The 13,845-nt window shown below is 73.5% G+C and carries 12 protein-coding genes; 9 read left to right on the top strand and 3 right to left on the bottom strand.

The genetic code is table 11. From position 1 onward, the window contains the following. Positions 1 to 70: 70 nt before the first annotated feature. On the top strand, positions 71 to 1,057 hold the full coding sequence (locus ACFYOY_RS21835; RefSeq protein WP_351886920.1) for a LysR family transcriptional regulator: 987 nt from the start codon (positions 71 to 73) through the stop codon (positions 1,055 to 1,057). A gap of 169 nt (positions 1,058 to 1,226) precedes the next feature. Further along, positions 1,227 to 1,820, top strand: a complete 594-nt coding sequence (locus ACFYOY_RS21830) for a hypothetical protein (RefSeq protein ID WP_351886917.1) — start codon at positions 1,227 to 1,229, stop codon at positions 1,818 to 1,820. Positions 1,821 to 1,875: 55 nt separating this feature from the next. Here the strand turns inward: ACFYOY_RS21830 and ACFYOY_RS21825 are convergent, their stop codons facing one another. After that, positions 1,876 to 2,613: a FadR/GntR family transcriptional regulator gene (locus ACFYOY_RS21825; protein WP_351886915.1), complete on the bottom strand. Its 738-nt coding sequence runs from the start codon at positions 2,611 to 2,613 to the stop codon at positions 1,876 to 1,878. Between the two features lie 295 nt (positions 2,614 to 2,908). Between ACFYOY_RS21825 and ACFYOY_RS21820 the strand changes: the two genes are divergently transcribed. The 6 genes from ACFYOY_RS21820 to ACFYOY_RS21795 all read left to right on the top strand — a co-directional run bounded on the left by ACFYOY_RS21820 (position 2,909) and on the right by ACFYOY_RS21795 (position 10,639). Further along, entirely contained in the window at positions 2,909 to 4,576 is a 1,668-nt protein-coding gene (locus tag ACFYOY_RS21820; protein ID WP_351886912.1) for an ABC transporter substrate-binding protein, read from the top strand. Beyond that, positions 4,576 to 5,526 (top strand): ABC transporter permease, encoded by a 951-nt coding sequence (locus ACFYOY_RS21815; protein WP_351886909.1) that lies wholly within the window; start codon positions 4,576 to 4,578, stop codon positions 5,524 to 5,526. Before ACFYOY_RS21820 ends, ACFYOY_RS21815 begins: the two co-directional genes overlap by 1 nt. A gap of 76 nt (positions 5,527 to 5,602) precedes the next feature. Then, positions 5,603 to 6,496 carry an ABC transporter permease gene (locus ACFYOY_RS21810; RefSeq protein ID WP_388588928.1) on the top strand — a complete coding sequence of 298 codons (894 nt, stop codon included), beginning with the start codon at positions 5,603 to 5,605 and terminating at the stop codon, positions 6,494 to 6,496. Between the two features lie 19 nt (positions 6,497 to 6,515). After that, the gene (locus ACFYOY_RS21805) at positions 6,516 to 7,610 is read left to right on the top strand and encodes an ABC transporter ATP-binding protein (RefSeq protein ID WP_351886904.1); all 1,095 of its coding nucleotides are present in this window, start codon (positions 6,516 to 6,518) and stop codon (positions 7,608 to 7,610) included. Next, complete coding sequence (locus tag ACFYOY_RS21800) at positions 7,607 to 8,629, top strand: oligopeptide/dipeptide ABC transporter ATP-binding protein (protein ID WP_351886901.1); 1,023 nt, start codon at positions 7,607 to 7,609, stop codon at positions 8,627 to 8,629. Before ACFYOY_RS21805 ends, ACFYOY_RS21800 begins: the two co-directional genes overlap by 4 nt. 129 nt (positions 8,630 to 8,758) lie before the next feature. Continuing rightward, complete coding sequence (locus ACFYOY_RS21795; protein WP_351886898.1) at positions 8,759 to 10,639, top strand: gamma-glutamyltransferase; 1,881 nt, start codon at positions 8,759 to 8,761, stop codon at positions 10,637 to 10,639. 493 nt (positions 10,640 to 11,132) lie between these two features. On the opposite strand, the gene ACFYOY_RS21790 is transcribed toward ACFYOY_RS21795, so the two are convergent. After that, positions 11,133 to 11,495, bottom strand: a complete 363-nt coding sequence (locus ACFYOY_RS21790; RefSeq protein WP_351886895.1) for a DUF1330 domain-containing protein — start codon at positions 11,493 to 11,495, stop codon at positions 11,133 to 11,135. Between the two features lie 143 nt (positions 11,496 to 11,638). Further along, on the bottom strand, positions 11,639 to 12,151 hold the full coding sequence (locus ACFYOY_RS21785; protein WP_351886892.1) for a hypothetical protein: 513 nt from the start codon (positions 12,149 to 12,151) through the stop codon (positions 11,639 to 11,641). A gap of 101 nt (positions 12,152 to 12,252) precedes the next feature. On the opposite strand from ACFYOY_RS21785, the gene ACFYOY_RS21780 reads away from it, so the two are divergent. Then, positions 12,253 to 13,770, top strand: a complete 1,518-nt coding sequence (locus tag ACFYOY_RS21780) for a PucR family transcriptional regulator (RefSeq protein ID WP_388588923.1) — start codon at positions 12,253 to 12,255, stop codon at positions 13,768 to 13,770. The last annotated feature ends 75 nt before the right edge of the window (positions 13,771 to 13,845 follow it).

The following is a 13,845-nucleotide window of genomic DNA, read 5'->3' as shown; positions in this document are numbered from 1 at the left end:
CCCCCACGTCCAACGCTCCCCCTCATCCGTCCGGCGCCCTCGTCCCTCCGGCGTCGCATAGGGTCGGCCGGTGGACCTCATACGCCACCTGCGCCTGTTCATTGTCGTCGCGGAGGAGCTGCACTTCAGCCGCGCCGCCGATCTCCTCGGCATGGCACAGCCGCCGCTGAGCCAGTCCATCCGGCGGCTGGAGCGGGAGGTGGGGCTGGAGCTGTTCGACCGCTCGGCCCGCCAGGTGCGGCTCACCGCCGCCGGTGCGCTGCTCCTGGAGGAGGCACGCGAACTGCTCGCCCGCGAGGAGCGGTTGCGTACGGTCATGGCGCGGGTCCGCGACGGAGAGCTGGGCACGCTGCGGGCGGGCGTACCGCCGCAGACGCCCGCCCGGACGCTGCACGCCCTGCTGTCGGCGTGCGCGGAGGAGTTCCCGGGGCTGCGGATCGACCTCCAGGAGGTGGACACGGCCGAGCAGGTGCGGCTGCTCGCCGCCGCCCGGCTCGACGTGGGTCTGGTGCACCACCCGGTGGCGGACGCCGACGATCTCGTGGTGGGGCCGTCCGCCGGGGTCGAGTTGGGGGTCGTCCTGCCCCGGTCCTCCCCGCTGGCCCGCCTTTCCGAGGTGACTCTGGCGGACCTTACGGGCCACGAGTTGTTTCTCTTTCCCCGGGCCGCGGCGCCCGGGTGGTACGACCGGATTCTCGATATCTGCCGGGAGGGCGGTTTCACCCCGCCCGCGGTCCGTCATGCCCGTAATCCGGAATTCCTGCTGGGGCTGGTGGCGTCGGGACGCGGGGTGGCGTTCGACGACGGGCGGGTGGCGGGCAAGGAGCCGCGGGCCGCCTGGCGCCCGCTGGCCGGCCGTCCGCTGATGCTGTGGATGTCCGCCGTATGGCCTGCGCATTCGTCCCATCCGGCGGCACCTGTGTTCGCCCGGATCGCCGCGGAGGTCATCGCGCGGGAGGACCCGCCCGACCGGCTGCTCACGCCTCCGGAGGAGACTGGCCGACCCCGGCCGTGGTCGGTGGTCTTCGAGCCCGGCGGCGGTCCGGCGACACCGTGAGAAACCCTCCACAGGAAAGCGTCGTGAGAAAACGCCACAGGAAACTGATCCGTATTACAGTTCACCTTTCCTGGAGAACATTTCCGGAACCCATGGAGTTTTACCGGATCCGCCTGTCAGGATCTTCCCTCATACCTTCCCCGTTCACTCAGGAATATCAGGGATTCTCGTGCGGAAAATGAATGCGGCCGCCACCGTGGCCGTCGCGGTGCTGGCTCTGGCACTGACCGGCTGCGGCAAGGACGACGACAAGGGCGCCCAGTCGTCCGGCACTTCCGACAAGGCCGCGGCCGCTGAGAAGGGCGACGGCTCGGAACGCGGCACCGCGTCCGCCACCCCCACCAATGCGAGCCCCAGCCCGAGCCGTACGAAGCCCGCCGGGAAAAGCCCCAGTGCGAGTCCGAGCAGCCCCCGGGCCACCCGCACCGCCGACGGCGTCACCCCGGCGCCCCGTCGCACGGCCCCGAAGACGCAGGCCCCCGCGCCCACCCGCGCGGGCGCCCCGGCGAGCGTGCAGGGTACGTGGTACTCCCAGGTGCGCGACCCGAACGGCAAGCCGCTCGTCATGACCGTGACCGGCGGCTTCTTGACCGTGGGGTACCAGGGCAAGTCGTGCCCCGGGACCATCAGCGCGAGCATGGCCGTCTCCATGACCTGCCAGGGCGAGACCATCTCCGGCGGCACCGCGGTGGTCAGCGGCGACGGCCAGAGCCTCACCGTCAACTGGCCGCAGGGGAACCCCGACCGGTACGTCCGCCCCTAGGGCCGGTCGTCCGGACGGCCGGGCTCAACTCCCGGCGTCTCAACCCCCCGCCGCCTCAACTCCCCGCCGCCTCAACTCCCCCACCCCGCGCCTCCGTACGCCGCCGCTGCTCCTCGATCCGGTGCAGCACCGAGTCCAGATGCGTCTCGGAGGCCGCTCGGGCCGCCTCCGGGTCGCGGGCCTCGATCGCCCGCAGGATGGCCTGGTGCTCCTCGATCGTGGCGCGCCGTCGGGCGGCCGACAGTGAGGTCTCGCGCCGCCCCGGCTCACCGATCTCGTAGACCCGGTCCAGCAGCCGCAGCAGCAGGGGGTTGCGGGTGTACTGGGCGATGGCGCGGTGGAAGGTGCGGTCCAGGTCGGTGAACTCCCGCCGCGTGGGCTCCCGTCGCATCGCGTCCAGCAGGGCGTGCAGCTGGACGATGTCGGCGGGGGTGGCACGCCGGGCGGCGCGCGCGGTCACCGAGGGCTCGATACACGCGCGCACCTCCATGACCTGCAACAGCTCCGCCGTGGCGTCGAGCCCCGAGGCGAGGATGTCGCCGCGCGGGGTGGCCCCCGGGTCGAGTACGACGGTGCCGGAGCCGGGGCGCCGGGCGACCAGTCCGCGGGAGGCGAGGGCGCGCAGCGCCTCGCGGACCGAGCCCCGGGAGACACCGAGGCTCTCCGCGAGCTCCCGCTCCGGGGGGACCCGGGAACCGGGCGGCAGCTCTCCGCTCAGGATCAGCCGCTCCAGGCCGACGGCCAGGGCGTCCGGCCTCGACAGGGTGGAGTGCCGCAGTTGCCGCCAGTCCATCTCCTGGCTTTCCTCCGCCTTCTTCAGCTTTCCCGAGCTTTCCTGTGGCCTTTTCCGGTCCGGCCGGTGGTCCAGAGTCTCATATCCGGCGGACGTCTCCCCCGGCGTCGTCCCGGTCGCCGACCCGGCGGGATTTAACCAGGTGGTGACAGGCGGGCAACCGAAGCCGCCGGGCCCGCCCAGTACCGTCTGCTGAAGCAATGTGGTCCTACCAATGGACCAATCGCCTGTCCCTGCGCCATCCTGGCCGCACCGCAGCGCGCGCTCTACGTCCCCAGCAGTGAGGCATCCCGCCATGCGCCAAAGAACGAGCGGACCCAGCGACCGGCCCCCACCCACCCGCCACCGACCGCGCGCCGCGGCCCTCGCCGGCCGGGTGCTGTGCGTGCTGATCGCCGCCGCCACCGCCGGCTGCGCCTCCCTGGCCTCCCCCACGGCCGAGGTGGGCGCCGACCGGATGACCGACCCCCGGCCCGTCCGCGACGGCGGAACGCTGGCCATCGCCCTCAAATCGGACCCGGACAAGCTGGACCCCTCCCTGGCCAGCACCGCCGTGGGCCGCACGGTGTTCGCCGCGATGTGCGAGAAGCTCTACGACGTCGACGCCCAGGACCGGTTCGTGCCGCAGCTCGCCGCCGCCCCGCCCACCACCAGCGACGGGGGCCGCACCGTCACCATCAAGCTGCGGCACGGCGTCCGGTTCGCCGACGGCACCCGGATGGACGCGAAGGCGGTCAAGACCTCTCTCGACCGGCACCGCACGCTGCCCGGATCCGTCCGCGCGAGCGAGCTGAAGCCCGTCACCTCGGTTCGGGCGGTCGGCGACGACACCGTACGGCTGCGCCTGAACAAGCCGTACGTCCCGCTGCTCGCGCTGCTCGCCGACCGGGCGGGCATGGTGATGTCGCCGACGGCGCTGAAGCGCTACGGCAACGGCTTCGCGAGCCACCCCACCTGCGTCGGCCCGTTCCGCTACGCCGAGCGTGTGGTGGGCGACCGCATCGTGCTGGACAAGGACCCGAACTACTACGACGCCGACAGCGTCCATCTGCGGCGGGTGATCTACCGCACCATCACCGACGGCAACGTCCGGCTGGCGAATCTGCAGTCCGGTGACATCCAGGTCGGCGACCAGATGGACCCGGTCCAGGTGGGCAGGGCGCTCACCGAACCCGGGCTGCAACTGTTCAACTCCCCCTCGCTGGGCTACTACGGACTGACCCTCAACATCGGCAACACCAAGGGCGCCGGGGCACCCCCGGGTCGGATCGACACCCCGATCGCGCGGGATGTGCGGGTGCGCGAGGCGTTCGACCTCTCCCTGGACCGCGCCCTCATCAACACCATCGTCTTCCAGGACCGCTACCGGCCCACCTGCGGCCCGCTCCCCTCCGGCACCCCGTACGCCACCGGGGCCCGCTGCCCGGCCCGCGACCTGGCCAAGGCCAAACGGCTACTCAAGGCCGCCAAGGTGGCCACCCCGGTCCGGGTGCGGCTGCAGATCAGCACCACCCCGGAGGACAACCGGCTGGGCCAGGTCGTCCAGGCCATGGCCAAGGAGGCGGGCTTCGCGGTGAGTCTGGCGCCGACCGAGTTCGCCACCGGCCTGGAGCACTCCCGCGCGGGCGACTTCCAGGCGGCGACGACCAACTGGTCCGGACGGCTCGACCCGGCGGGCAACATCGACGTGTTCGCCGGCACCGGCGGCGCCCAGAACTACGGCGGCCTCTCCGACCCCGCCATCGACCGGCTGATCGCCGAGGGCGGCGCCACCGCGGGCAAGGCCGCCCGCCAGAAGATCTACGCCCGGCTCGTCGAGCGCATCCGCGCCCAGCACACCGTGCTCTATCTGATCCAGCCCACGAACTACGTGTCCGTGACGAAGAAGATCGCCGGGCTGAAGGTCTTCGGCGACGGGCTGATCCGCGTGAAGGACGCCGGATACGCGAAGGGAGGGAACTGATGTCCTATCCGATCCGCCGCGTCGGCGAATCGCTGATCACCCTCTTCCTGGTCAGCGTCGTGGTCTTCGCCGGCGTCCGGGCGCTGCCCGGCGACACCGCCACCGCGCTGGCCGGGGAGGAGCCCACGCCCGAGGCGATCGCCCAGATCCGCGCGAGCTACGGGCTGGACGACAACATCGTGGTGCAGTACGTGCGCTATGTGCGGCACGCCGCCACCGGCGACCTCGGCGTCTCCTCCCGCACCGGGCTGCCGGTCCTGGACTCGGTCCTGGAGGCGCTGCCCGTCACCCTCGAACTGTCCGCCCTGGCCCTGCTGCTCGCGGTCGTGGTCGGCGTGGGCGCCGGGGTGGTGGCGGCGGTCCGGCGCGGCCGTCCCGAGGAGTGGCTGGTCAACGCCGTGGCGCTGCTGGGGCTTTCGGTGCCCGCCTTCTGGCTCGGCATCGTGCTCGTCCTCGCGTTCGCCATCGCCCTCCCGGTCTTCGCCGCCTCCGGTTTCGTGCCGTTCGGCGTGGACCCGATGGAGAACCTGCGCCATATGGTGCTTCCGGTGATCGTCCTCGGCTCCGGTCTGGCGGCGGTCGTGATGCGGCAGACGCGCGCGGCCATGCTGGGCTCGCTGTCCGCCGACTACGTCCGCACGGCGCGCGCCAAGGGGCTCTCCAGCCGTCAGGTGATCATGGGGCACGCCCTGCGCAACAGCCTGGTCACCGTGGTGACCGTGCTCGGGCTGCAGCTCGGGCACCTCATCTCGGGCGCGGTCGTCACCGAGCAGATCTTCGTCCTGCCGGGCTTCGGCAAGCTCACCATCGACGCGGTCTTCTCCCGCGACTACGCGATGGTGCAGGGCGTGGTGCTGTTCACCTCGGCCGCCTACATCCTCGTCAACCTCCTGGTCGACCTGGCCTATTCGGTGATCGACCCCCGTATCCGGCTCGGAGGCGCCCAGTGAGTATCCGGCCCGTAGGTACCGAGTCGAGCATCCGGCCCGTAGGCCACGAGTGGAGCATCCGCGTCGGAGGTGCCCGATGAGCGCGGCCGCCACCGCCGTCCCCGCCGCCGAGGAGCGGGAGCGGGCCCCGCTCGCGCCGCTGTCCCGGCTCCGGCTGCTGACCCGCAACAAACTGGCCCTCACCGGGGCCGTGGCCGCCGCGATCCTGGTGCTGATCGCGGTGTTCGCACCGCTCATCGCGCCGTACGACCCGGCCCGGCCCGACTTCTCGGCCGCCCTCCACCAGCCGGGCTGGGCCCACTGGCTGGGCACCGACGACCTGGGCCGCGATCAGCTCTCCCGGGTCGTGTACGGGGTGCGGGCCTCACTGCAGATCGGTCTGCTCGCGGTGGCGCTGGCCTTCGCCGCCGGGGTGCCGCTCGGGCTGATCGCGGGCTACTACGGGCGGTTCGTCGACTCGGTGGTCTCCCGGCTCACCGACACCCTGCTCGCCTTCCCCTTCCTGGTGCTGGCGGTGGGCCTGGCCACCATCCTCGGCCCGTCGCTGCTCAACGCCACGATCGCGGTCGGCGTCTCCCAGATCCCGGCCGTCATCCGGATCACCCGGGCGGAGACGCTGCGGCTCAAGCACCTGGACTATGTGGCGGCGGCGGTGGCCAACGGCGGCGGGGACGGCACCGTGCTCTTCCGCCACATCCTCCCCGGCGCCCTGTCCGCGCTGACCGTCCAGGCCACCGTGGGCATCCCCTCCGCGATCATCGGCGAGGCGCTGCTGAGCTTCCTCGGCCTCGGCATCCAGCCGCCGTCCGCCTCGCTCGGGGTGATGCTCTCCAGCGCCCAGGCGTACATCGCCGCCGCACCCTGGATGGCGGTCTTCCCGGGACTGGCGATCATCGCCGCGACGCTCGCGTTCAATCTGCTCGGGGACGGGCTGCGCGACATCCTCGACCCCCAGGGAGACAGCCGATGACCACGTCGGGAGAGAGCCGATGACCACCTCCGCGACCCCTGCCCTGAGCGTGCGGGACCTGTCCGTGGTCTTCCGCACCCCGACCCGCGTGGTCCACGCGGTGGACGGGCTGTCGTACGACATCGCCGCCGGTGAAGTGCTGGCCGTGGTCGGCGAGTCCGGCTGCGGCAAGTCCGTGACCTCCACCGCCGTGATGGGGCTGCTGCCGCCCACCGCGCGCGTCGGCGGCTCCATCCGGCTGGGCGGACGGGAGCTGGTGGGGGCGGACGAGAAGCAGCTGCGGGACGTCCGCGGCCGGGAGATCGCGATGATCTTCCAGGAGCCGATGACCTCGCTGAACCCCGTCCTCACCATCGGCCGCCAGGTCGGCGAGGTCCTCCGGCGCCATCAGGGGCTCGACCGCCGCGCGGCGCGCGAGCGGGCCGTGGACCTGCTCGACCTCGTCGGCATCCCCGCCCCCGCCCAGCGGGCCCGCGACTATCCGCACCAGCTCAGCGGCGGTATGCGGCAGCGGGTGATGATCGCCATCGCGATCGCCTGCGACCCCGCCGTGCTCATCGCCGACGAGCCCACCACCGCGCTGGACGTCACCGTGCAGGCGGGCATCCTGGAGGTGCTGCAGTCCCTGCGGGAGCGGCTCGGCACCGCCATCGTGCTGATCACCCACGATCTGGGCGTGGTCGCCGACATCGCCGACCGGGTGCTGGTGATGTACGCGGGGCGGGGCGTCGAACAGGCCCCGGTGGACGAGCTGTTCACCGCGCCCCGCCATCCGTACACCCGCGGGCTGCTCGGCGCCGTGCCGGCCCCCGGCCGGAGGCGGGCGGCGGGCGAACGGGGGCGGCTCCAGGAGATCCCCGGGCTGGTGCCGAGCCTCACCGAACAGCCCGACCGCTGCACCTTCCAGCCCCGCTGCTCCTCTGCCGATGAACGGTGCGGGGCGCAGCGGCCCGCGCTGCGGGCGCTGCGCGAGCGGCACGAGGCGGCGTGCTGGTATCCGGTGCCGGTCGATCCCGGGCAGCCGGACCATCCCGAACGCCCCGAACAGCCCGAACGCACCGAGGAACGACGCGCTGAACGCCCCGAACGCCCTGATCAGGAGGCCGCCTCATGACCGCCGCCGTCGCGTCCGTGGAGGCGCCGCGGGATGACGCCGTGCTCGACATCAGCGGCCTCGTCCGCCACTTCACCGGCCCGGCCGGCACCGTCAAGGCGGTCGACGGGGTCAGCCTCCGCATCGGCCGAGGCGAGATCGTCGGCCTGGTCGGGGAGTCCGGCAGCGGCAAGTCCACGGTGGGGCGGTGCGCCGTACGGCTGGACCGGCCGACCGCGGGCAGCGTCACGATCAACGGCCGCGAGGTGACCCGGCTGTCGAGGCGGGCACTGCGTCCGCTGCGCAAGGACTTCCACCTGGTCTTCCAGGACCCGTCCTCCTCGCTCGACCCCCGGATGACCGTGGGCGCCATCGTCGCCCAGCCGCTGCGGCTGCACCGCCTGGCGTCCGGCGACGCCCTGCGCGACCGGGTCGCCGCACTGCTGGCCCAGGTGGGGCTGCGGCCCGAACTGGCGCGGCGGCGGCCCCATGAGCTCTCCGGCGGGCAGCGGCAGCGGGTCTCGATCGCCCGCGCGCTGTCGGTCGATCCACAGCTGCTGGTGGCCGACGAGCCGACGTCGGCGCTGGACGTCTCCGTCCAGGCGTCCGTGCTCAATCTGCTGGCGGATCTGCAGCGGGAGCGGCGCTTCGGCTGTCTGTTCATCACCCATGACCTGGCCGCCGTCGAGTACCTCGCCGACCGGATCGCGGTGATGTATCTGGGGCAGCTGGTGGAACAGGCCCCGGCCGCCGAGCTGTTCGCCGACCCCAAGCATCCGTACACCCAGGCGCTGCTGTCCGCGGCGCCGGTGCCGGACCCGGCCGCGCAGCGGTCGCGCGCCCGGATCGTGCTCAGCGGCGAGCTGCCCAGCCCGCTGGATCCGCCCCCGGGCTGCCGCTTCCACACCCGCTGTCCGCTCGCCGTCGAGCGCTGCCGCACCGAGCCGCCCGCGCTGCGCGGGCTTGCGGGCGGCGGCCGGCAGGTCTCCTGCCATCTGGTGGCGGACGACGGAACGGCGCCGGACGCCTCGGCCCCATGACCCACAAGGACGCACCCGCGCCGTCGAAAGGCCTCCACCCGATGAGAACGCCCCCACCTCCTGAGGACACCTCAGCCCCCTGAGCCCCGCCCGCACACCCGCCCCCGTACGAGATCAGGAGCCCGCCGCATGTTCACCACCCGGCCCACCCTGCAGGGCACCCATGGCATGGTGTCCTCCACTCACTGGCTGGCCTCGCAGTCCGCCATGGCCGTCCTGGAGGACGGTGGCAACGCCTTCGACGCGGCCGTGGCCGCCGGGTTCGTCCTGCATGTGGTCGAGCCGCATCTGAACGGGCCCGCCGGTGAGGTGCCGATCATCCTCGCCCCGGCGGGCGGCGAACCCACCGTGCTGTGCGGCCAGGGCCCGGCCCCCGCCGGGGCCACCATCGACCACTACACCGCGCTGGGCCTCGACCTCGTCCCGGGCACCGGCCCGCTCGCGGCGGCGGTGCCCGGTGCGTTCGACGCGTGGATGGTGCTGCTGCGCGACCACGGGACGAAGCGGCTCGCCGAGGTGCTGCGGTACGCGATCGGCTACGCCGAGCACGGCCATCCCGCGGTCGAGCGGATCGGGGAGACGGTCGAGGCGGTGCGGGAGCTGTTCGAGACCGAGTGGACGACCTCGGCCGAGCTGTATCTGCCGGACGGAGAGTCCCCCGCCGCCGGGCGGCTGCTCACCAACCCCGCGCTGGCCACCACCTGGCGGCGGCTGATCGCCGAGGCGGAGGCGGCCGGACCGGGGCGCGAGACACAGATCGAGGCGGCCCGCCGGGTCTGGCGCGAGGGCTTCATCGCGAAGGAGCTGGCGGACGCGGCGGCCCGGCCCGCGATGGACTCCTCCGGGCAGCGCCACGCCGGGACGCTCACCGGGGACGATCTGGCCGCCTTCGAGGCCACGTACGAGGCGCCGGTCAGCCTCTCCTGGAACGGCTGGACCGTGTGCAAGGCCGGGCCCTGGAGCCAGGGGCCGGTGCTGCTGCAGCAACTCGCCCTGCTGCCGGACGGGCTGTCCGCGGACGACCTGGGCACGCCCGACTTCCTGCACACCCTGATCGAGGGCGGCAAGCTGGCCATGGCCGACCGCGAGGCGTGGTACGGGGACGCCGCCGACGTGCCGCTGGCGGAGCTGCTCTCCCGCCCGTACAACGACGAGCGGCGGCGGCTGATCGGCGAGGCGGCCTCGTACGAGCTGCGCCCCGGGCACCCCGGGGGCCGTACGCCGCGGCTGAGCAAGCAGGCGCTGGCCGCCGTGGCCCGCGCGGCCTCCGGGGCGGCCGGACCGGTCGCCGGGCCGGGCGGCGGGGAGCCGACGGTCGACGGACCGGACCTGGGGCCGGCCCCCGGGGGACCGGCTCCGGGCGAGCGCGCCGACGGCGAACCGGCCGTCGGGCCGGACGGAGTGACGCGGGGCGACACCTGCCATCTCGACGTCGTGGACCGCTGGGGCAACATGGTCGCGGCCACGCCCAGCGGCGGCTGGCTGCAGTCCAACCCCGTCATCCCCGCACTGGGCTTTCCGCTCGGCACCCGGCTCCAGATGACCTGGCTGGACCCCGGGCTGCCCAGCTCCCTCACCCCCGGCCGCCGCCCCCGCACCACGCTCACCCCCTCGCTCGCGCTGCGCGGCGACACCCCCGTCATGGCCTTCGGGACGCCGGGCGGCGATCAGCAGGACCAGTGGAGCACGCACTTCTTCCTCGGGGTCGCGCTGCGGGCGCCGGTGCGCTCCGGGCTGGATCTGCAGGGCGCCATCGACGCCCCCAACTGGCACCAGGAGTCCTTCCCCGGCTCCTTCCACCCGCGGGCGATGACGGCGGGACGGGTGGTCGTGGAGTCCCGGATCGGCGAGGCCGCCGTCGCGGAGTTGCGCCGCCGCGGCCACGACGTGGTGGTCGGCGAGCCGTGGTCGGAGGGGCGGCTGTGCGCGGTCGCCCGCGACCCCGAGACGGGCGTGCTGCTGGCCGCCGCCAATCCGCGGGGCACGCAGGGGTACGCGGTGGGGCGGTGACCGCCGCCGAGCGACGTGCGCGCTGGGGTCGGCTGGTGGGCACATCCGGTGGGCTCGGCTAGCGACCGTGTCCGCCGAGGCGACTACTGGGCGTGCCCGCCGGGGTCCACCAGCGGCCCAGCCGTATCCGCCGGGGCGGACCAGCGGGGCAGATCCGCCGGGGCGGGAGGTGTCCGACGGATCTTGACGCCTGCGGCAGGCTGCTCCCCTCCCGCCCCTTTCCGACACCTGACGATATGCGGCTCCGCCGCGTGCGGGGTCCGCTCCAGACCCGGGGTCCAGGGGCGAAGCCCCTGCCACGCGGCGGAGCCGTATATCGATGCTGTGGGAAGGGGCGGGGAGGGGAAAGCATCGATATGCGGCTCCGCCGCGTGGTCCGCCGGACACCCCATAGCAGGCGTACCCGCCGGGAGGACCAGCGGGCGTGCCCACAGGGACGGGCCACCGCCCACACCCGCCGGGACGGGCCACCGGGCGCACCCACCGGGACGAACTAGCGGGCGTAGCCGCCGGGGTCGGCGGCCCGCAGCTTCTCGGCGCGCGCCAGCGGGTCGTAGCCGGAGTCCACGCCCTCGGCCAGGACCACGACGCCCTCGATGTGGTCGGTGCGCAGCCGCAGGATGTCCTGATACGCGGGCGAGGCGTACCAGGCGCGGGCGTCCGCCATCCCGCCCGGGAACTCGATCAGCACCACACTGCCCGGCCATTCCCCCTCGACCACCTCCAGCTCGCCGCCGTGGATGAGGAAGCGGCCGTGGAAGGGGTCGAGGGTGGCCTGGATCCGCTCCAGGTACTCGATGATGTCGGGGTGCGGACTGCGGCCGTGCAGATGCGCGAGCGCGTAGGCGGCGGGCATGGCTCCTCCAAGTGCTCCGGCCCGTGCTCCGGGCTGATCGGCGGTTGGTTCCGGTCCGGCGTCTGCGGCGGACACGGATCAGCCTGCCGCGCTCTGCCGGGGGCGTCGATTACCCGTGAGGTCATGGCGGGCGGCCCCGGACCTCAGTCGAGGATGCCCAGGTCCTCCCGCATGATCCGGCGCATCGCCGCCAGCCGGGGCTCGGCCTCCTTCAGCTCCAGCAGCGCGCCCGCCGCAGTTTCGCCGTCGCGTTGCAGGCCCCGGTCGATCCGTTTGGCCTGCGCGTCGATCCCGGCGAGCACCGTGTTGAGCTCGCGGGACGCTTCCAGGACCCGCTCGGGGACGATCATCTGCGCCTCGGCGTAACGGTCCCGGTAGTCGCGGCGGGCCTCCTCCAGCCCGACGCGGTCCTCGTCCGTGTACACGTCATCGCGGATCCGGTGCAGCGCGTCCTTGAGGAGCGTGTGGAACTGCCGGGAGGCGCGGTTCATCGCGGTGTAGGCGGCCCGGCGCTCCTCGATGCGGCGCCGCCGGTCCTCCGTACGTGCGTCCTCCTCCCGTTGACGCACCGTCATGCGCTGCTGGAGGAAGGGCGCGAAGAGGGTGCCGAGGATGCCGACGACAGCGGTGATCATGGCGGCTATGACAGTGGACACCGGCCGAGCCTAGCCGCGCCCCTTCCCTTGGCCGCCGCCGATTGCGCAGACCGGTCCGAGCCCTTTCGGGAACCAAGGCGATCGGAACTAATGTGCTTTTCATGCCCACCTCGCCCTCCGACGTGCGCGCCGACCGCGCCGACAACGTTCTCGCCCTCGCCCGGCTGGCCTCCAGGCGCGGGGCGGTACGGGACATGCTCGGCTGGCTGACCCGGCGCACCGGGGGCCAGGCCGTGCTGGTCGGGGACACGGGCCGGGTGCTGGCCGGGCCGGGCGGGGAGCACGACCCTGCGGTGGCGCGGCCGGCCGCCGACGCCGCCGTCGAGCTGCACCGGCGCGGGGCGCCGTCCGCCGTGCTGAGCGGGGGCGGGGGGCCTCCGGTGCATCTGATCGCGCTCGACACCGACCCGAGCACGTATCTGGCCGTCATCGGGCCGGACGATCCGCACTGCGGAATGCTGCTCGCCGACGCCGCCCGCACCCTCGCCCTGTGCTGGCGGCTGGAGCAGGCCGAACGGGCGCGGCGGCGGATCGAGTCGGCCGAGGAGCACAGCCGGGAGGCGGTGCTGCATCTGCTGATGGTGGGCAGCGTGCCCGCCGCGCAGCGGATCGCCGGGGCGCTGCGGCCGGCGCTGCCCGCGGTGGTCCAGATGTATGTGATCGAGTGTCCGCACCCCCGGCGGCGCGAGATCGCCCGGCGGATCGACCGCGAGGCAGGCGGCGCGGCGTGGATCGTGCCGTGCCCGGTACGCCCGAACCACGTCCTCGCGCTCGTACCGCCGGAGACGACGGGCCCCGCCGCGGAGGTGAGCGACGACCCTCACCCCCCACTCCCCGAATCACTGGACCTGCTGATCGTCCGGCTGGTGCCGGAGTGCCGGGTCGGGGTGAGCGCGGCGGTCGGGCTGCGGGATACGCCGACCGCCTATGAGCAGGCCATCCACGCGCTGGCGGTGGCCCGTAACGCACCCGAACGTCGCGCCGGTTTCGGCGGCGACGTGGATGTGACCGTACTGGCGGGTCCGGAGGGGTATCTGTGGGCGAGCGAACTCCTGGCGCCCTGCCTGCGCTACGTCCCGGCCCGCCGCGCCGACCCCGGCCCGCAGGAGCTGCTGGGCACACTCGGGTCGTGGCTCAGCTTCGGTGGAGCGGCCAGCCGCCATCTGAAGATCCACCGCAATACGCTCGCCGCGCGGATGCGCCATCTCGATGAGCTGCTGGGCGTGGAGGTCAGCCGCAGCCTGGCCGCGCAGTCGGCCGCCTGGCTCGCCCTGCGGCTGCACACCGCGCCCCAGGCCGCGGCGGCCCGCGCCCAGGCCCCGCCGGGACCCACCGCCACGCTGGACGCGGTGCTGGGCACACCCGCCGCCGGGACCTGGGCCCGGGCCCAGCTACGCCCTCTGGAAGAGGCCAGGCCCACGGCCGGTCTGGAGACCGTACGCACCTGGCTGTGCGCCGACGCCCGCCTCCCCGCGGCAGCCGCCGCCCTCGGCATCTCGCTACCGGGCGCGCGCAAGCGCCTGACCAGGGCGGAGGACGTGCTGGGCCGATCCCTCCTGACCGCGCCGAGCGCGAAGTACGAGCTGTGGCTGGCGATGCGGGCACTGGGCTCGCTCTGAGGCCGGCGTCCGTTCGCGTCAGCGCACTCGCCGTTCGCGTCCGTACTCACCGTTCACCGGAGCACTCACCGTTCG

Origin of the sequence: Streptomyces sp. NPDC007875, from assembly GCF_042868035.1 — a bacterium.
In the GTDB taxonomy this organism is placed as follows: Bacteria; Actinomycetota; Actinomycetes; order Streptomycetales; family Streptomycetaceae; genus Streptomyces; species Streptomyces antimycoticus.
The sequence above is the reverse complement of the archived record's forward strand: the minus strand, read 5'-3'. Positions and strand labels throughout refer to the sequence as shown.